This is a genomic window from Microbacterium sp. Soil_N32, from assembly GCF_057655505.1.
Genome location: NZ_JBDGME010000016.1, coordinates 123,774 through 141,278, shown reverse-complemented (window position 1 = coordinate 141,278; position 17,505 = coordinate 123,774). Strand labels below are relative to the sequence as shown.

Below are 17,505 nucleotides of genomic sequence, written 5' to 3'. Positions count from 1 at the left end.
CGGCCAGCCTTCGAGGCCCATCGTCCCGCGAGCCGGGGCGGTGGGCCTCGTCGCATTCCGCCGCGGCGACAGGGAGGACAATGGATGTCGTGGCCGTCCCCCTCTCCGACATCACCCGCATGCCCGAACCGCAGCACGTGCACGCCGCAGACGGCACGCGCCTGGCGACCTACACGTGGGGCGAGCCGGATGCTCCGGTCGTCGTCGCGGTGCACGGCTTCGCCTCCAGCGCGCGCGACAACTGGGTGCTCACGGGATGGGTGCGGGAGCTCACCAAGGCCGGATACCGGGTGCTCGCCCTCGACCAGCGCGGGCACGGGCACAGCGAGAAGCCGCATCTGCCCGAGGATTACAGCATCCGCACGCTGGTGACCGATGTCGAGGCGGTGCTCGACGCCCATCTCGTCGACGACGCCGTGTACGTCGGCTACTCGCTCGGCGCCCGGGTGGGCTGGGAGGTCGTGAAGGAGCTGCCGCACCGCATCGGCCGCGCCGTGCTCGGCGGTGTGCCGGACGGCATCCCCCTCGCCCGTCTCGACCTCGACCAGGTCCGGGCCTACATCGCCGACGGCACCCCGGTCGCCGATGCCACGACGCAGAACTACATCTCGTTGGTCGAGCGGGTGCCGGGGAACGACCTCGGCGCCCTCGTCGCTCTGGCCGAGGGCATGCGGTCGTCGGGCGCGATCGACCCCGATCCGGCGGATGCTCCGGTGCGACCGATCCTGTTCGCCACCGGCTCGAAGGACGCGATCATCGAGGGGTCGCGGGCCCTGGCATCCGCCGCCCCCGACGGGCGGTTCTTCGAGATCCCCGACCGCAACCACTTCAACGCGCCCGGTTCGCGTGCGTTCAAGGACGCGGCGGTGGCGTTCCTCGCCGAGGGCTGAGCGGCGCGAGGCCGTTCCGGTCGCGCGAGCGGCTGCTCTCACGTCTGAGAAGAGCCGTTCGTGCGACCGGACTCGGGAGCGACCGTCGTGAGGCGCGGACGCAGCACGAACCAGGCGATGGGGCCGAGGACCGGCACGAACCAGATCAGCAGAGCCCACAGGACGAAGTGGATGCCGGTGACGCGGCGCTCACGCAGGGCCGAGACGAACGCCACCACCGCCAAGGCCACGACGGCGACCCAGATGCTGCCGAACACGATGTCGTAGATGCTCGGGATGAGCGGATTGACGACCATGGGACTCCTCGGAAGCGCGACGGCCTCCAGCCTCGCACGCCGGGCGTGCACGCGAAAGGCCCCGCCGTCCCGACGACGACGGGGCTCCTGGCGGATGCCGGATCCGCGGCGCGGGTCAGACCGAGGTCTCGGCACGCTTCGGCAGTACCCACCCGGCGCGCGGGAAGTGGCACGTGTACCCGTTGGGGTACTTCACCAGATAGTCCTGGTGCTCGGGCTCGGCCTCCCAGAACGGACCCTCGGGCTCGATCGTGGTGACGGCCTTGCCAGGCCACAGGCCGGAGGCGTCGACGTCGGCGATCGTGTCGCGTGCGACCTGCTCCTGCTCGGGGCTGAGCGGGAAGATCGCCGAACGGTAGCTCGATCCGATGTCGTTGCCCTGACGGTTCAGCGTCGACGGGTCGTGGATCTGGAAGAAGAACGCGAGGATGTCGCGGTACGTCGTCTTGGTCGGGTCGAAGACGATCTCGACCGCCTCGGCGTGACCCGGGTGGTTGCGATACGTGGCGTGGTCGTTCTGGCCGCCGGTGTAGCCGACCCGGGTGTCGAGCACGCCGGGCTGGCGGCGGATGAGGTCTTCCATGCCCCAGAAGCATCCGCCGGCGAGCACGGCCGTCTCGGTGCCGGGGGTGCGGGTGATGTTTCCGGTGTCGTCGGTCATGACTGCTCCTCGGTGTCGTGGGTGGTGTCAGCGGTGCCGGTGCCGTCGAAGAGGCCGCTGTAGCGACCGTACCCCTCTTCGTCGAGCCGGTCGGCGGGGATGAAGCGCAGCGCCGCCGAGTTCATGCAGTAGCGCAGGCCGCCGGCGTCGCGCGGGCCGTCGTCGAAGACGTGGCCGAGGTGACTGTCGGCGCCCGACGAACGCGCCTCGGTGCGCGTCATGAACAGCTTGCGGTCGGTGCGGGTGGTGACGGCATCCGCCTCGATCGGCTTCGTGAAGCTCGGCCAGCCCGTGCCGCTGTCGTACTTGTCGAGCGAGCTGAACAGGGGCTGCCCAGAGACGACGTCGACGTAGATGCCGGCGTCGTGGTTGTTCCAGTAGGCGTTGCGGAAGGGCGGCTCGGTGGCGTCCTCCTGCGTGACCTCGTACTGCAGGTGGGTGAGGTCGCTGACGGCCTCTGGCGTCTTGCGGAAGTCGTTCGACATGGTGTGTCTCCTTCGTCCGGCGCCGCTGGCTGCGGCGTCATCTGTCACAACCGCCGACCGCCCCGTTTTGGTCCCGCGGGGCTGGGAGCGCGCTGTGAGTTTGCGCGAGCGGATAGAGTTGCTCGTCTGCACTTCACACCCGGGGGGACGCACATGTCGGTTGGACTGCTCGCCGTCGTCGACGACATCCTGAGCGCCGCGATGAAGGCCTCGGCCAAGGCCGCCGGCGTCGTGATCGACGACGCCGCCGTCACCCCGCAGTACGTGCAGGGCATCACACCGGCGCGCGAGCTGCCCGTCGTGGCGAAGATCGCCGTGGGATCGCTCGCGAACAAGTTCGTCATCATCATCCCCGTGGCGCTGGTACTGACCGCCTTCGCGCCGTTCGTGCTGCCCTACCTGCTCATCCTCGGCGGCGCGTACCTCTGCTTCGAGGGCGCCGAGAAGGTGCTCGAATGGTTCGGGGTGCAGCACGGCCACGCCGACGAGGGCGCCCGCAACGAGAACAAGCTCGTGTGGGGCGCGGTGCGCACCGACCTCATCCTCTCGACCGAGATCATGCTCATCTCGCTGTCGAACCTCGAGGCGGGGCTCGACATCTGGACCACCCTCGCGATCCTCGCCGTCATCGCCGTCATCATGACCGGCGTCGTCTACGGTGCGGTCGCGCTGCTGGTGAAGATCGACGACATCGGCCTGAAGATGGCGAAGAACCGCGAGGCCCGCGTGCGCCACACCGGCATGCGCATCGTGCGGTCGATGCCCGCGGTCTTCCGCTTCATCAGCATCCTCGGCACGGTGGCGATGCTGTGGGTCGGCGGGCACCTCCTGCTGGTCAACCTCGGCGAGGTCGGAATCCACTTCGGCGCCGACATCCTGCACGCGATCGAGCACGCCCTCGAGCCGGCCGGCGCCGTCATCGTCTGGATCGGCGACACGCTCTTCTCCGCCGTCGCCGGGCTCGTCGCAGGTCTCGTGATCGTCGGCATCGTGCTCGGCATCGCGAAGCTGTTCGGCCGCAAGCCCCGCTTCCACGAGGGCGAGGAGTCGCCCGCCGACGTCCACGCCTGATCGTCGCCCTCTCGCCCTCGCACCACCCACTGCTCCCGTCGCGAAATCTGTCGCTGGCGGGGGACCGGGGCGACAGATTTCGCGACGGGAACAGCCGGGTCCGTGGCAGGGGCGGCAGGTCGGTCAGGGGCGGCGGTGATCGGGGCCGCCGAGCCAGGCGTCGAAGGTCATCGCGCCCTGCAACGCATCGGGGCCGCCGCGCAGGGCGCCGGAGGCCAGACCCCGACCATAGGCACCGGGCAGGCGCACGTCGAGCACGCGACGACGGATGCCGTCTGCCGCCATCTGCCGTCGCATCACGTCGGCGAGCGTCTCGTCGCGCGGCCCGACGATGTCCTGCGCACGACCGACCGGCCCGCCCTCGACCACCCGCAGCAGATGCGCGGCGACCTCGCGCGCCGCGACCGGACGCATGAGCGTGCGCGGCGCGACCGCGAACGGTCCGCTCACCATCGACATCACCTGCCCGGCGAACTCGTGGAACTGCGCGGCGCGCACGATGGAGTGCGGCACCCGACCCCCGGCGACCGCCCGCTCCTGGGCGAGCTTGGCGGCGTAGTAGCCCGCATCGATACCGTCGATCCCGACGATCGACAGCACCACGTGGTGGCCGACGCCCGCCCGCGCCTCGGCGTCGAGCAGCGTGCGCGTTCCGGTCTCGAAGAACGCAGTCGCCTTCTTCTGCGACAGCGTCATCGTGCTGGTCACGTCGACCACGGCATCCGCCCCGGCGAGCGCGGCATCGACGCCCGCGCCCGTACACACGTCGACGCCGTGTCTGCGCGACAGCACGACGACCTCGTGCCCGGCCTCACGGGCGGTGCGGGTGACGTGGCGTCCGACGGTTCCGGTTCCTCCGGCGACGGCGATCCTCATGGCGGTCCTCTCGATGCGGGATGCTCTCTGCATCCTCTCCTCTGTTCGACGACGCAGCGCGTCGAGGTGTGAGGTCGGTAGTCTGCGAACAGGCGCGAGACGAGGAGACCGGTGGACCACGCGCAGCATGACGTGCACGGCGAGCGGCGCCGACTGCTGTCAATGGCCTACCGGATGACCGGAACGGTCGCCGACGCCGAGGACGTCGTGCACGACGCCTTCGCCCGGTGGTACCGGCTGACCGAGGCCGAGCGCTCCGGCATCCGCAATCCGGCGGCCTGGATGACCACGGTGGCGAGCCGCGTCGCCCTCGACCTGCTCACCTCGGCGCGCCGTCGGCGCGAGCAGTACGTGGGCCAGTGGCTGCCCGAGCCGGTGCCGCTCGACCTCTTCGTCGGGGGAGCGCGCGTCGCCCCGGCATCCGATCTCGACGATCCTCTGGACCGGGTCACCCGCACCGACGCGGTCGCCACCGCGCTGCTCGTGGTGATGGAGGCGATGACCCCCGCCGAGCGGGTGGCGTTCGTGCTGCACGACGTCTTCGACGTACCGTTCGCCGACATCGCCGAGGTGCTGGGGCGGTCGCCGGCCGCGGCCCGCCAGCTCGCCGCGTCTGCGCGGCGGCGCGTGCAGCAGGACCGGGCGGTCGATGTGCCCCGCGCCGAGCACGACCGGGTCGTGCGGGCGTTCCACGAGGCGAGCGGCAGCGGGAGCATCCACGACCTGCTGCGGGTGCTCGCCCCCGACGTCGAACTGCACAGCGACGGCGGCGGCGTCGTCAGTGCGGCCCGCAACGTCGTGACGGGCGCAGACAACGTGGCGCGCTTCCTGCTCGGCATCGCGGCGAAACGACCCGAGATGCGGGTCGAGACGGTCGAGACGGGCGACGGGTCGGCGTTCCTGTTCCGCGAGCACGGCGGGATCGTCGCGGTCGTGAATCTCGGAGTGGTCTCGGGCGCGGTGGCGCACGTGTGGATCGTGCTGAACCCCGCCAAGCTGACGACCTGGCGGTGACCGTCGCGACCCGATGCCCGAGGGGACTGGTACCGTCGGCGATGCGCTTGCCCGAGCGCAGACGCAGGAGAACCCGATGCAGATCAAGGATGCCGGAATCGCCGACCTCGAGGCGATCACCACGATCCACAACCACGCCGTCGTGCACACCACGGCGATCTGGAACGAAGACCCGGTCGACGTCGACGACCGTGCGGCGTGGCTGGGCGAGCGGTCGTGCGACGGGTTCCCGGTGATCGTGGCATCCGACGAGACCGGCGTTCTCGGGTACGCGACCTTCGGGCGGTGGCGGCCGCACAGCGGTTTCCGGCACACCGTCGAGCACTCCGTCTACGTGCGCGAGGGCGCACAGGGGCGGGGCATCGGTCGCGAACTCATGACCGCGCTCATCGCGCGGGCCCGCGAACGCGGCGTGCACGTGATGGTCGCCGCGGTCGAGAGCGGCAACGCGGCATCGGTCGCCCTGCACGAGCGCCTCGGCTTCGTCGAGGTCGGCCGCCTGCCGCAGGTCGGCGCCAAGTTCGGACGCTGGCTCGACCTCAGCTTCCTGCAGCTGACGCTCGACGACCGGCCGACGCCGACGGCGTCCTGATGGATCCGCTGACCTGGCTCGTCGACGCCTTCTCGTCGACCTGGACCCTGCCCGGCGGGCAGACCCTCCTCGTGCGCGAGGTCGTGGGCAACGCGTTCGGCCTCGCGAGCGCCATCGGCGGCATGCGGCGGCGCATCTGGGCGTGGCCGGTCGGCATCGTCGGCAACGTGCTGCTGCTGACCGTCTTCCTCGGCTCGGTGCTGAGCCCCGACCATTCGCTGCCGCATCTGCTCGGGCAGGCCGGACGGCAGATCATGTTCATCGCGGTCGCGATCTACGGCTGGGTGCGCTGGCGTCGCGCCGAGGGTGGGCGCGTGCAGCCGCGGTGGGCGCCGACCGGCGCGCGCGTCGGCCTCGTGCTCGGCATGGTGATCGGGACGATCGCGCTCACGCCGCTGTTCCGCGCGCTCGGCTCGTGGGAGCCGGTATGGGCGGATGCCTGGACGTTCGTCGGGTCGCTCCTCGCCACGTACGGCATGGCGAAGGGCTGGACGGAGTTCTGGCTCATCTGGATCGCCGTCGACGTGGTCGGGGTGCCCCTGCTGTTCGGCTCGGGGTACTACGCCACGGGGCTGATGTACGTGTTCTACGGCGCTTTCACCGCGGTCGGTTTCGTGGTGTGGATGCGCACGCAACGCCGCCCCGTCGATCCGATCCCGACCGCGCAGACCGGCCTCATCCCCGTGCAGCGCGATGGCCGGCGGGGCTGACCCCCCGCCGAATGCAGACGCCGATGCGAGTTGCAGGCGAAACCTGCCGGATCCCGCCTGCAACTCGTCGTCGTGCCTGCATCCGGCCGCCCGACGTCAGGGCCGCTCGCGACCGCGGAGCACCCCGGCGACGAGCATCACCACGACCCCGACGACCGGGATGACGAGCAGTCCGACGCGCAGGCTCGTCGCATCGGCGAGAACACCGACCACCGGGGGCGACAGCAGGAACCCCAGTCGCATCAGCCAGGAGACGAGCGTCAGCCCGGTGCCGTGGCGCAGGCCCGGCAGGCGGTCGGCGCCGGCCATCGCGGCCGCGACGAGCGGGGCGACGCCGAATCCGGCGGCGGCGAAGCCGAGGATCGTGCCGGGCACCGAGGGGAACGCGAGGGCGAGCCCCATGCCGAGCACCACGATGAGGCCGCCGACCCGCGCGACGGCGCGCTGTCCGAAGCGGTCGACGAGGCGGTCGCTGAGCAGCCGCCCGACGAACTGCGCCCCGACGAGCGCGATGAATCCGGTCGCGGCGAGTGCGGCCGGCGCCCCGAGCGACGACAGGTAGAGCGTCGCCCAGGTGTTACCGGCGTCTTCGACGACCGTGCCCACCACGGCGATCACGACCAGCCCGATCAGCGACCACACCACGGCCGGACGGATGCCCGCGCGCACCGCCGTCGACACCTCTTCTGCATCGGCCACGGCATCCTCGTCGGCGGCCTCGTCGCGCCCCGGGAGGCAGAACCGCAGCGCGACGAGCGACACCACCGAGAACAGCACGCCCGAGATCGCGAGATGCCAGCCCAGCGGCAGGCGCAGGGCGATCGCCCCGGCCGCCATCGTGCCGCCGAGCACCGCGCCGATCGACCACACGGCGTGGAAGGAGTTGAGGATCGATCGCCCGTAGCCGCGCTGCACGCGCAGGGCGTGGGCGTTCTGTCCGACGTCGGTGATGGCATCCATCGCGCCGCCGAGGAACAGGCCGAGCGCGAACAGCCACACGCTGGGCGCGAGACCGGCGGCGAGGACACCGACGCCGGTGAGGATCGTGCCGAACACGGCGACCTTCGCCGACCCGAACCGGCGGATGAGCGCGGCCGCCGCGAGTCCGGCGACGATGGCGCCGACCGGGAATGCGGCCACGGCGAGCCCGTAGACGGTGTTGTCGAGGCCGAGGTGGTTTTTGATCTCGGGGTAGCGCGGCAGGATGTTCGCGAACAGGGCGCCGTTCGTGAGGAACAGCGCGGCCACGGCGAGACGTGCGCGGCGGTCGGCGCGCGTGGGGCCGGTGGTGGTGGAGGTCATGGGATTCCCGATGGTCGTGCGCGGGTGCGGTCGCGCCGGTCGATGGAGGAGCCGCGCCACAGGGGCGGCCGCGGGGGCGTGCGGATGAGGCGATGGGCGCCGTCAGGCGGTGTGGGCCGTCAGGCGGTGTGCGGATCAGGCGATGCGCCGTCAGGCGGTGATGCGGGCCACGGCGAGGGCGACCTCGGCCGGGTCGCGGTCGGTGACGTCGAGGGCGCGGTGGATGGAGACGCCGGTGATGATGGCGTCGACCATGTGCGCGGTCTCGGGGTCGAACCACTTCTCGAGCGCGTCGCGGCTGCGCCGCATCCACGCGCTGGTGAGCTCGCGGTACGCGGGGTCGCGGGCGGCCAGCGTGTACAGCTCGTGCGAGAGCACCAGCTCGCGCGGGTCGCCGTAGACGTCGCTGAGGATGATCGCGACGACCGCCTCCCTCGCCGATTCGAGGTCGGATGCCGCGGCCATCCGCGTCTCGAACCGTTCGCTGATCTCGGTGCCGAACCGGGTGAACGCCTCGCGCAGCAGTTCGTCGATGCCCGCGAAGTGATAGGTCATCGAGCCGAGCGGCACCCCGGCGGCTTCGGCGATGCGTCGGTGCGATGCACCCGCGACGCCCGACTCGGCGATCACGTCGAGGCAGGCGTCGATGATGCGGTCGCGGCGGTCGGGGTCGTTCCGGCGTCCGCGCCGGCTGCCCGGCTCAGGCGTCATGCTCGGGGCCGATCTCGCGGATCACCCGAGCCGGGTTGCCGACCGCGACGACGTTCGCGGGGATGTCGCGAGTGACCACGGCGCCGGCGCCGATGACCGAGTTGTCGCCGATGGTGACGCCGGGGCAGACGATCACTCCCCCGCCGAGCCAGACGTTGTCGCCGATCGTGATGGGCAGGGCCGCTTCGAGCTTGTCGCGGCGCAGCGTCGGATCGATCGGATGCGTGGGCGTGAGCAACTGCACGTTCGGACCGATCTGGCAGTCCTCGCCGATGGTGATCGCGGCGGTGTCGAGCGCGGTGAGGCCGAAGTTGACGAAGGTGCGGGCGCCGATGCGGATGTGCTCGCCGTAGTCGACGTGCAGCGGCGGCCGCACGATGACGTCCTCTCCGAGCGCGCCGAGCAGGTCCTGCAGCCACCCGCGGGCGGCGGGGTCGCCCGAGATCGTCTGCCGGTGGTAGAGGTCGGCGAGGCGTGCGGCGCGCGCGGCCCGGGCGACGAGTTCGGGGTCGTCGCCGATGTAGAGGTCGCCGGCGAGCATCCGCTCCCGGTGCGTGCGCGGGTCGTCTGCGAAGTGATCCGTCATGCGTACGATCGTACCACTTTATGCGTACGGTCGTACGCACTGACCGCATCCCTATCCGCCACCTCCCGGACACCTCCTCGTGCACCAGAGGTCACCCGGGCGTCGCCCCGCCCCGCGAGGGTTCGGGAGGCTGCGCGACCACCCGGGTCGCGGGCCCGATCCCCTGAAGGAGAAACGTGTCCCCCCGCCGTTTCCGCACACTGCAGCGCTGTACCGGCGCCGCCGTGATCGCGACCACCGTCGTCGCCGGACTCACCGCCGGCATCGCTCCCGCCGCCGCGGCCGCCGACCCCGCGCCCTCCGAACCCCTCGCCTCCCGGTTCACGTTCGCCGTGCTCCCCGACACCCAGTTCTACTCGCGCTACTCGATCGACCAGTTCACCCCGCGATACGGCACCGACCCGTTCGCCACGCAGACCGCCTGGCTGGCCGACCACGCCGATGAGCTGAACATCCCGTTCGTCGCCCACCTCGGCGACGTCGTCGATCGCGCCAACGTGCAGAACGAGTGGCAGGCGGCCGACCGGGCGATGCAGACGCTCGACGACGCCGACCTGCCCTACTCGATCCTTCCGGGCAACCACGACGTGCTCGACAGCGGCAAGCGCGACACCGAGCTCGACCTCGCCAACGAGCCGTTCAACCGCTGGTTCGGTGCGTCGCGGGCGGCCGAGCAGTCCACGTACGGCGGGTCCGACCCGACCGGCCTCAGCCAGTTCCACATCTTCGAGGCCGAGGGGCAGCAGTTCATGTCGCTGGCCATCGGCTGGAACTCGTCCGACGCCACCCTCGCCTGGGCGCAGAGCGTGCTCGACGCCCACCCCACCGTGCCGGTGATCCTCAGCTCCCACGCGCTGATCAACGTCGCCGCCGACCAGATGTCGCCGGTCGAGACCGCCGACAGCCAGCGCATGTGGGATCGACTGATCCGCAGCAACGATCAGATCTTCCTCACCCTCAACGGGCACTTCCACGGGGCGACGCGCCAGGTCAAGCAGAACGACTTCGGGCACGACGTGCACCAGGTGCTGATGGACTACCAGATGGCCTACGAGGGCGGGAACGGCTACCTCGGCCTGTTCGAGTTCGACCTCACGAACGGCAGCCTCTCGCTCGAGACCGGGTCGCCCTGGGTCGTCGCGAAGCCGCAGGAGTCGCTGACCAGCTACGACCAGCCGCTGCTCGACGGCATGCACCAGCGCTACTCGCTCGACATCGACTTCGCCGAGCGCTTCGCCGGATTCGATCCCGGCTTCGCGGCCGGCACCCCCGACGAGGGCTCCTTGTCGACCGCGGCGCGCACGCTGCTGCTCGACGGATTCGAGGGCCCAGACCCGATTTCGACCGAGCTGCCGGGCAACGAACTCGACTTCGTCGAGGCCGAGGGCACCCTGGCCCACTGGCGCTTCAACGGGGAGTCGGGCGTCGTCGGCGCGGACACCGTGATCGAAGACGTCGCGGGCGACAACGACCTCACGCGCGTCGACCCGGCCGCCACCAACGCGGTGGGCGCCACGTGGGACGACGTCACGATCGTCGACGACGCCCACGGCTTCTCGTCGGACGGCGCTTCGATGTGCTTCGCCGACTCGACCGGGTCGCGCTTCAGCTACCTGACCACGGCCGCCGACGCGCCGCTCAACGACGTCGACCTGCGCGACGGCTACACGATCGAGACCTTCGTGAAGATGGACCCGGAGTGGAGCGTGGCCGACAACTCCTGGTCGAAGTTCCTCACCCGCACCGGCAACCGCTCGCAGATCGGCGTGCCCGAGACGCGCTGGGACTGGACGGCCTCGCCGAGCGCGCTCGGCATCTCGAGCCTGCGTGAGTTCCAGTGGACCAGCCTCGACGCGAACGCCGCCCTCGGCGACCGCGTCAACTGGTCGGGCGAGATCATGGTCGACACCTGGGTGCACGTCGCCCTCGTGAACGATCCCGCCACGCGCACCACGACGATGTACGTCGACGGCGCGCCGGTGCTGCGCAACGCGACCGATGTCGCCGGCATGGCCTGGCACGAGGGCCACTCGTGGATCCTCGGCGCGGACTGGGTCGACGACGCCGCCCGCAACGGATGGAACGGATGCATCGGCGAGACGCGCATCATCGACCGGCCGACCACGCCGGACGAGTGGCTGACGCAGCGCGCCGACCTCAGCGCGTTCGCCGTGACGAGCGCGCCGCAGGGCGAGCTGCCCGCGACGACCACGTCGGTCACGCTGCGCGGCACGGGACTCCCGGGCGCGCAGGTGAACGTCGCCGACGCAGCCGCGACGACCCCGGCGGCGGTCGCAGTGGCCGCCGCGCCGGCTTCTGCCGTCGTCGGCGAGAACGGCGAATGGACGCTCGAGGTGAGCGGCCTGACGGTCGGCGCGAACCGGCTGAGCGTCACGCAGGCGCTCGGCACGCGCAGCTCCGCCCCGCTCGCGGTAGAGTTCGCGATCGCCGCGCCGGCGGCACCCGGGGGCTCGACGCCCGGCGGATCGACGCCGGGTGCAGGTGGAGCCGCCGGTGACCCGGCCGACCCGGGCGCGGGCAGCGCGGCCGACCGCGACGGACTCGCCGCGACGGGAGCCGACGGCTCGCTGGTGGCGGCCCTGTCGGCGGCCGGGCTGCTGCTCCTGCTCGCCGGTGCCGCGCCGTTCATCGTGCGTGCTCGCCGACGGGCGATGCAGGAGAGCTGAGTCTGCGCTCATCCGAGAAGGGCTCCGTCGTTCCGGCGGGGCCCTTCCTCATGTCTCCGCGACGCCACGGCCCGCCGCAACTCGGCTCGGCTCAGCCCGCCGCAACTCGGCTCGGCTCAGCTCACGCGCCCGAAATCGCCCGGGTCACGGCCTCGACCGCCGCGGCGACGCCGCGATCGCGAGGCCCGGCGTCCCCCTCCGAGTCGAAGACGAACGCGGTCGCGCCGCGCTGCATCCCGCAGAAGTCGAGGATGCCGTGCGCGATCTGCGTCTCGAACGAAGCGCGGTAGCCGTGCCGCTCGTAGACGTCTTCGGTGTCGCCCGCGACGGGGATCATGTGCAGGGTGAGCCGCCCGAGGTTCCGGCGGATCCCCGCCTCGGCGTCGACGTCGAACGCCCACCCGTTGACGAAGACGCGGTCGATCCAGCCCTTGAGCAGCGCGGGGAAGCTCCACCAGTACACCGGGAAGACGAGCACGACGTCGGTGGCCTCGTCGATCCGGGACTGCTCCGCCGCCACGTCGGGCGGCACGTCCCTGCCCGAGGCATAGGTGATGCGGTCGGCCTCGGTGAAGCGGGGATCGAACCCCTCGGCGTGCAGGTCGGCGATGCGAACGGCATCCGCGGGGAGGGCGTCGCGCAGTCGATCGACGATCGACGCCGTGAGCGAGTCGGACTGCGGATGCGCGGTGACGATGAGGACGGCCACGACGGGTCGCCGCGTCAGTCGCGCACGCGCGACGAGAACAGACTGCGCAGCGCGAAGAACACCACGACGGCCACCACGACGACGATCGCCGCCTTCGCGATGAACCAGAGGATCGAGAACAGCGCGCTCACGATCCACCAGGCGATGACGATCGCCACGACCACGCCGAGGACGGTCCAGAGGGTGTTCTTGTTCATGCCTCCAGCCTAGGAGGGGCCGGGCGGCCGGGAGCACTCAGACCGCGACGCGGGGAGCCAGGGCCGACAGCATCCGGAGCTTCTCGTGGCTCTCGCTGCCGGGGATCGCCGTGTAGACGAGCAGCGCCTGCGACTGCTCCGCGTCGAACAGGGTCTGACAGGTGAGCTCGAGCGCCCCGAGATCCGGATGCACGAAGTGCTTCGTCTCGCGCGGTCGGACGCCGACCTCGTGCCTCTCCCAGATCGCCCGGAACTCCGCACTCTGCGCGTGCAGCGAGTCGGCGAGAGCTGCCGCCCGCGAGTCCGGCCCGCGCCGCGCGATGACCTCGCGCAGACCCGACACCCACAACCGCGAGAGGAAGGCGTGCTCTTCTTCGGCGTAGAGCCGGCGGGTGTGCGGAGCACTGAACCAGCGATAACCGAGGCTGCGCTCCGGACCCCGCAGCGATGCCGTGTCACCGGTCAGCGCGATCCCGAGCGGCGTCTGCCGCAGCGTCTCGCCGAGCTCGGTGACGATCTCGGCCGGGGTGTCGCCCAGCCGATCCAGGATGCGCAGCAGTCCGGGACCGACGTGGTCGCTCGCCTCTCCGCGCGGCGGCGGCGGGTGACCCGCGAGGCGGAACAGGTGGTCGCGCTCGTCGATCGTGAGGTGCAGCCCCTGCGCGATCGACGCCAGCATCTGCTCGGACGGGAGGGGGCCGTCACCGCGTTCGAGGCGCGCGTAGTAGTCGGGCGACATGTGGCTGAGCGCCGCGACCTCCTCGCGCCGCAACCCCTCGGTGCGCCGACGCTGCCCCCGGTGCAACCCGACGTCCTCGGGCTGCAGGCTGTCACGGCGCAGCCGCAGGAAACCCGCCAGCGCCTCTCTGTCGACCGCCATCCGACACCGTCCTTCCGCCGCACCGATCCTCGCACTCGCGACCGAGGCGTATCCACTGCATGGCATGTCCTGGATGCGCCGACGCGGTCCGCGCACGCTGGAGGAAGAACACGAAGGAGCATCATGACCCGCACGAGCATCGACATCGAGATCCCCGACCTCCGCGGGCGCCGCGCCGTCGTCACCGGGGGCAGCGACGGCATCGGCCTGCGCATCGCCACCCGACTCGCCGCCGCCGGCGCGGAGATCGTGCTGCCCGTGCGCAACACGGAGAAGGGGGAGGCGGCGGCATCCGTCATCCGCGGCGCCGCCCCCGACGCCCGCGTGCGGATCGCCGCGCTCGACCTCTCCTCCCTCGCCTCGGTGGCCGCATTCGGCGCGAGCATGCTCGCCGACGGGCATCCCATCCACCTGCTGATCAACAACGCCGGGGTCATGACCCCGCCCGAGCGTCAGACCACCGCTGATGGCTTCGAACTGCAGTTCGGCACCAACCATCTCGGTCATTTCGCCCTCGTCGGTCATCTGCTGCCCCTGCTGCGCGCGGGGCGGGCGCGCGTCACGTCGCAGGTGAGCGTCTCGGCGAACCAGGGGTCGATCAACTGGGACGACCTCGCGTGGGAGCGCTCGTACAGCGGCGGGCGCGCATACAGCCAGTCGAAGATCGCACTCGGGATGTTCGGGCTCGAGCTCGACCGCCGCAGCGAGCGCCATGGCTGGGGCATCACCAGCAACCTGGCGCACCCCGGTGTCGCACCGACGAGCCTGCTCGCGGCCCGCCCCGAGCTGGGGCGCACCACGGACACGGTGGGCGTGCGGGTGATCCGCTGGGCCTCGGCCCGCGGCATCCTGCTCGGCACGCCCGAGACGGCCGCGCTCCCGGCGCTGTACGCGGCGACGGCGAGCGATGCCCGCGCCCGCCGCTTCTACGGGCCGAAGGGCCTCGCCCACCTCGGCGGGGCGCCGGCCGAGCAGCCGCTCTATTCTCGGCTGCGCAGCGAGACGGATGCCGGGCGGGTCTGGCGCGTGTCCGAGCAGCTGACCGGGGTCGTGTTCCCCGACGCGTCGGTCCGTCGGTCGACCGCGGGCTGACGATCTCGACCATCACGCCGAGGACGGCCCGGGCGTGTGCGTGACCGGTCGCCGAGGGGGTCAGGCCGCCGGGATCTCGTCGACCGAGAAGTACACGGGGAGCCCGCGCTCCCGCGCGATCTCGACATCCTTGTCGGCACCGGCCGAGGCCCCCGGCAGGCGCAGCACGGCATCGCAGTGCTGCAGCAGACGGTGCGCGGTGTCGTACATCACGTCGCCGTCGACGGCATCCGCGTCGAGCGTGCGGAGGACCGGCAGGGCGACCCATTCGCCGATCATGGGCACGTGCCCGAGACGGAAGATCGGGGCGGATGCCTGTTCCAGCCGTTCGAGGTTGGCGGCGATGCGCGCGGGGTCGCCGTCGGTGCCGGAGCGGTAGGGGCCGGCGATGAGGATGAGGAGTGGAGTGTTCATGCCGGACACTGTAACGTTAACCGTGCAAGAACGTGCAACTTCGTGAAGGACCACCATGCTCGGCGCCCAACGCAAGGCCCACCTGCTCGACATCCTCGCTCGCGACGGGCGCGTCGTCGCCAAGAACGTCGCCGCCGACCTCGGCCTCTCCGAGGACTCCATCCGCCGCGATCTGCGTGAACTCGCCGACGAGGGAAGGGTCATCCGCGTCTACGGCGGCGCCCTCCCCGTGCCCGCGGCCGACCGCCCCGTCGACGCCCGGGCCGACCTCGCGACAGCGAGCAAGGAACGCGTCGCGCGACGCGCCGCCGAGGGCATCCGCCGCGGCTCGACCATCGTGCTCGACGCCGGCACCACCACCCTCGCCCTCGCCCGGCACCTGCCGCGCGACGCGGGGCTCACCGTCCTCACGCCGAGCCCCGCGGTGGCCCTGGCCGTCGTCGAGCACTCCGATGCGCGGGTCGTGATGATCGGCGGCGAGCTCTCGCGGCACTCGCTCGTCGCGAGCGGCTCGTTGGCGATGGAGGCGATCCGTCACCTCGCCGCCGATGTCTTCTACCTCGGCGTCACGGGAGTGCACCCCGCGCAGGGCCTCACCACCGGCGAACTCGACGACGCCGTGACCAAGCGCGCTCTCGCCGAACGCTGCGCCGAGGTGCTCGTGCTCGCGAGCGAGGAGAAGATCGGCGCCGTGTCGCGCTATCCCGTGCTCGACCTGTCGGCGGTCACCGCGGTGATCGCCGACCCCCTCGACCGAAATCCCCTCATCCCCGACCTCCCCCTTCTCCCCTGACCCCCGTCCCGCCGGGCGAGAGGGCGGCGAGCTCGCGCCAGAGGTGCGCGATCGTGGCGGCACCGCGCAGCAGCATGCGGATGTCGATGCTCTCGTCGCTCGAATGCCAATGGTCCTCGGGCAGACCCGTGCCGAGGAAGTGCACGGTCGCGCCGAGCTCGGTCGCGAGCAGGTCGGCCGGGCCGCCCCCGGCGTTGCCCATGCGCCCCTGCACCGGGATGCCGTAGCCGAGGGTGAGCGCACGTTCGAGCGCCGCGGTCACGGGGCCGTCGGGCGTGACGTACGGCTCCTGCGCGATGTCCTGGTCGACGGTGAGCTCGTACTCGACCTCGGGCGGCACGGCCCGCGCCATGTGCGCCCGCAGCCGGTCGGCGGTCTCGGCGATCCGCTGCCCCGGCGCGGTGCGGATGCTGAGCGACGCCGTCGCCTCGCGCGGGATCACCGACCGCTCGAATCCCTCCGGATCACCCGCCAGCAGGGAGATGACCTCGATCGCGGGCCGTGCCCACAGCCGTTCGAGGGGTGTGTAGCCGTCCTCGCCGATGATGCTGCGGGTCTCGCTGCGGGCGAGCCAGTCGTCGTCGTCGAAGGGCAGTGCGGCGAGCTCGCGGCGGCGCTGCTCGCCGAGCGGCGGCACGTCATCGTCGAACCCCTCGATCGCGATGCGTCCGTCGGGGGCGTGCAGCCCCGCGAGCACCTCGGCGAGCACGAGCGACGGATTCGGCGTCACGCCCGAGGCAGCGCCGCTGTGCACGTCGCGTTCGGGTCCTCGGATGGTGAGGGTGGCCGTGACCGTGCCGCGCATCGAGGTGACGGGGGCCGGGGCGTCCACCCGCCACTGGATCGTGTCGGAGAACACGATCACGTCGCACGCGAGCAGGTCGCGTTGCGTGCGCAGCAGCTCTCGCAGGTTCGGCGACCCGATCTCCTCTTCGCCGTCGATGATCATCTTCACGTTGAGGGCGCCGGAACCGGCGAACACCTCGCGATGGGCGCGCAGACCCCAGACGTGCGCGAGCGCCTGCCCCTTGGCATCCGATGCGCCGCGTCCGTAGAGGCGACCGTCGCGCTCGACCGGGGTGAACGGAGCGGTGACGCTCCACTCATCGGGCTTGGCATGGCGCACGTCGTGGTGGCTGTACACGAGCACGGTCGGAGCGCCCGGGTCGACGATCGACTCGCCGTACACCGCCCACGTGTCGCCCGTCTCGAACGTGCGAGCCTGCATCCCGGCCGCCGACATCTCGCCGATCAGCCAGTCCGCCGAGCGCCGCATCTCGCCGCGGCGGTCGGGATCGGCGGACACCGACGCGATCGCAACCCACTCGGACAACCGGTCGAGCATCTCGGCGAGGTGATCGTGGAGGTAGCGGCCGACGGCGCCGCCCGGGCCCGCGTCGTCATGGGGACTATGGCTCATGCGGTCACCCTGGCCGAGCGGACACTCCCCCTCGCAGGGGCTTGACGCGGCGGGCCGCTCGCCCCACGCGCGCGACACTCCGACCCATGCTCCCGCCCCCGCCCCACCCCACAACTTCG

At 71.5% G+C, this 17,505-nt stretch carries 20 protein-coding genes; 8 read left to right on the top strand and 12 right to left on the bottom strand.

Going from position 1 to position 17,505, the window contains the following annotated elements; genetic code table 11:
- The first annotated feature begins 80 nt into the window (after positions 1 to 80).
- Positions 81 to 890, top strand: a complete 810-nt coding sequence (locus AC3A3J_RS04805; RefSeq protein WP_487671187.1) for an alpha/beta fold hydrolase — start codon at positions 81 to 83, stop codon at positions 888 to 890.
- Between the two features lie 38 nt (positions 891 to 928).
- On the opposite strand, the gene AC3A3J_RS04800 is transcribed toward AC3A3J_RS04805, so the two are convergent.
- From AC3A3J_RS04800 to msrB, 3 genes are all read right to left on the bottom strand, one after another.
- On the bottom strand, positions 929 to 1,186 hold the full coding sequence (locus AC3A3J_RS04800) for a PLDc N-terminal domain-containing protein (protein WP_487671186.1): 258 nt from the start codon (positions 1,184 to 1,186) through the stop codon (positions 929 to 931).
- A 115-nt stretch (positions 1,187 to 1,301) separates the two neighbouring features.
- Positions 1,302 to 1,847, bottom strand: a complete 546-nt coding sequence (gene msrA / locus AC3A3J_RS04795) for a peptide-methionine (S)-S-oxide reductase MsrA (protein WP_487671185.1) — start codon at positions 1,845 to 1,847, stop codon at positions 1,302 to 1,304.
- Positions 1,844 to 2,332: a peptide-methionine (R)-S-oxide reductase MsrB gene (msrB, locus tag AC3A3J_RS04790; RefSeq protein WP_487671184.1), complete on the bottom strand. Its 489-nt coding sequence runs from the start codon at positions 2,330 to 2,332 to the stop codon at positions 1,844 to 1,846. Before msrB ends, msrA begins: the two co-directional genes overlap by 4 nt.
- Before the next feature lie 153 nt (positions 2,333 to 2,485).
- Here msrB and AC3A3J_RS04785 point away from each other — a divergent pair, with 153 nt between their 5' ends.
- Positions 2,486 to 3,403, top strand: coding sequence for a DUF808 domain-containing protein (locus tag AC3A3J_RS04785; protein WP_487671183.1), 918 nt, complete (start codon positions 2,486 to 2,488; stop codon positions 3,401 to 3,403).
- A gap of 123 nt (positions 3,404 to 3,526) precedes the next feature.
- Here AC3A3J_RS04785 and AC3A3J_RS04780 read toward each other — a convergent pair whose 3' ends face one another.
- Positions 3,527 to 4,279 (bottom strand): SDR family oxidoreductase, encoded by a 753-nt coding sequence (locus AC3A3J_RS04780; RefSeq protein ID WP_487671182.1) that lies wholly within the window; start codon positions 4,277 to 4,279, stop codon positions 3,527 to 3,529.
- 111 nt (positions 4,280 to 4,390) lie between these two features.
- Between AC3A3J_RS04780 and sigJ the strand changes: the two genes are divergently transcribed.
- From sigJ to pnuC, 3 genes are all read left to right on the top strand, one after another.
- A complete protein-coding gene (gene sigJ, locus AC3A3J_RS04775) occupies positions 4,391 to 5,293 on the top strand; it encodes an RNA polymerase sigma factor SigJ (protein WP_487671181.1) in 903 nt (300 codons plus the stop codon).
- Between the two features lie 76 nt (positions 5,294 to 5,369).
- The gene (locus tag AC3A3J_RS04770) at positions 5,370 to 5,885 is read left to right on the top strand and encodes an N-acetyltransferase family protein (RefSeq protein ID WP_487671180.1); all 516 of its coding nucleotides are present in this window, start codon (positions 5,370 to 5,372) and stop codon (positions 5,883 to 5,885) included.
- Complete coding sequence (gene pnuC, locus AC3A3J_RS04765) at positions 5,885 to 6,595, top strand: nicotinamide riboside transporter PnuC (protein ID WP_487671179.1); 711 nt, start codon at positions 5,885 to 5,887, stop codon at positions 6,593 to 6,595. Before AC3A3J_RS04770 ends, pnuC begins: the two co-directional genes overlap by 1 nt.
- Before the next feature lie 96 nt (positions 6,596 to 6,691).
- Here the strand turns inward: pnuC and AC3A3J_RS04760 are convergent, their stop codons facing one another.
- The 3 genes from AC3A3J_RS04760 to AC3A3J_RS04750 form a co-directional block, all read right to left on the bottom strand.
- Complete coding sequence (locus AC3A3J_RS04760) at positions 6,692 to 7,897, bottom strand: MFS transporter (protein ID WP_487671178.1); 1,206 nt, start codon at positions 7,895 to 7,897, stop codon at positions 6,692 to 6,694.
- A gap of 150 nt (positions 7,898 to 8,047) precedes the next feature.
- Complete coding sequence (locus tag AC3A3J_RS04755; RefSeq protein WP_314650562.1) at positions 8,048 to 8,608, bottom strand: TetR/AcrR family transcriptional regulator; 561 nt, start codon at positions 8,606 to 8,608, stop codon at positions 8,048 to 8,050.
- Positions 8,598 to 9,194 (bottom strand): sugar O-acetyltransferase, encoded by a 597-nt coding sequence (locus AC3A3J_RS04750; RefSeq protein ID WP_487671177.1) that lies wholly within the window; start codon positions 9,192 to 9,194, stop codon positions 8,598 to 8,600. The genes AC3A3J_RS04755 and AC3A3J_RS04750 overlap by 11 nt, the downstream gene beginning before the upstream one ends.
- A 176-nt stretch (positions 9,195 to 9,370) precedes the next feature.
- On the opposite strand from AC3A3J_RS04750, the gene AC3A3J_RS04745 reads away from it, so the two are divergent.
- Complete coding sequence (locus AC3A3J_RS04745; RefSeq protein ID WP_487671176.1) at positions 9,371 to 11,881, top strand: LamG-like jellyroll fold domain-containing protein; 2,511 nt, start codon at positions 9,371 to 9,373, stop codon at positions 11,879 to 11,881.
- A gap of 121 nt (positions 11,882 to 12,002) precedes the next feature.
- On the opposite strand, the gene AC3A3J_RS04740 is transcribed toward AC3A3J_RS04745, so the two are convergent.
- The 3 genes from AC3A3J_RS04740 to AC3A3J_RS04730 are packed head-to-tail and all read right to left on the bottom strand — an operon-like array spanning position 12,003 to position 13,667.
- Positions 12,003 to 12,590, bottom strand: a complete 588-nt coding sequence (locus tag AC3A3J_RS04740; protein ID WP_487671175.1) for an NAD(P)H-dependent oxidoreductase — start codon at positions 12,588 to 12,590, stop codon at positions 12,003 to 12,005.
- Positions 12,591 to 12,604: 14 nt separating this feature from the next.
- On the bottom strand, positions 12,605 to 12,787 hold the full coding sequence (locus AC3A3J_RS04735; RefSeq protein ID WP_487671174.1) for a hypothetical protein: 183 nt from the start codon (positions 12,785 to 12,787) through the stop codon (positions 12,605 to 12,607).
- Between the two features lie 37 nt (positions 12,788 to 12,824).
- On the bottom strand, positions 12,825 to 13,667 hold the full coding sequence (locus AC3A3J_RS04730) for a helix-turn-helix transcriptional regulator (protein WP_487671173.1): 843 nt from the start codon (positions 13,665 to 13,667) through the stop codon (positions 12,825 to 12,827).
- A 123-nt stretch (positions 13,668 to 13,790) separates the two neighbouring features.
- Between AC3A3J_RS04730 and AC3A3J_RS04725 the strand changes: the two genes are divergently transcribed.
- The gene (locus AC3A3J_RS04725) at positions 13,791 to 14,759 is read left to right on the top strand and encodes an SDR family oxidoreductase (protein WP_487671172.1); all 969 of its coding nucleotides are present in this window, start codon (positions 13,791 to 13,793) and stop codon (positions 14,757 to 14,759) included.
- A gap of 60 nt (positions 14,760 to 14,819) precedes the next feature.
- On the opposite strand, the gene AC3A3J_RS04720 is transcribed toward AC3A3J_RS04725, so the two are convergent.
- On the bottom strand, positions 14,820 to 15,173 hold the full coding sequence (locus AC3A3J_RS04720) for a DUF4406 domain-containing protein (RefSeq protein ID WP_487671171.1): 354 nt from the start codon (positions 15,171 to 15,173) through the stop codon (positions 14,820 to 14,822).
- 55 nt (positions 15,174 to 15,228) lie between these two features.
- Here AC3A3J_RS04720 and AC3A3J_RS04715 point away from each other — a divergent pair, with 55 nt between their 5' ends.
- Positions 15,229 to 15,966, top strand: coding sequence for a DeoR/GlpR family DNA-binding transcription regulator (locus tag AC3A3J_RS04715; protein WP_487671170.1), 738 nt, complete (start codon positions 15,229 to 15,231; stop codon positions 15,964 to 15,966).
- Here AC3A3J_RS04715 and AC3A3J_RS04710 read toward each other — a convergent pair.
- Positions 15,938 to 17,386, bottom strand: a complete 1,449-nt coding sequence (locus AC3A3J_RS04710) for a M20/M25/M40 family metallo-hydrolase (RefSeq protein ID WP_487671169.1) — start codon at positions 17,384 to 17,386, stop codon at positions 15,938 to 15,940. The genes AC3A3J_RS04715 and AC3A3J_RS04710 overlap by 29 nt on opposite strands.
- Between the last annotated feature and the right edge of the window lie 119 nt (positions 17,387 to 17,505).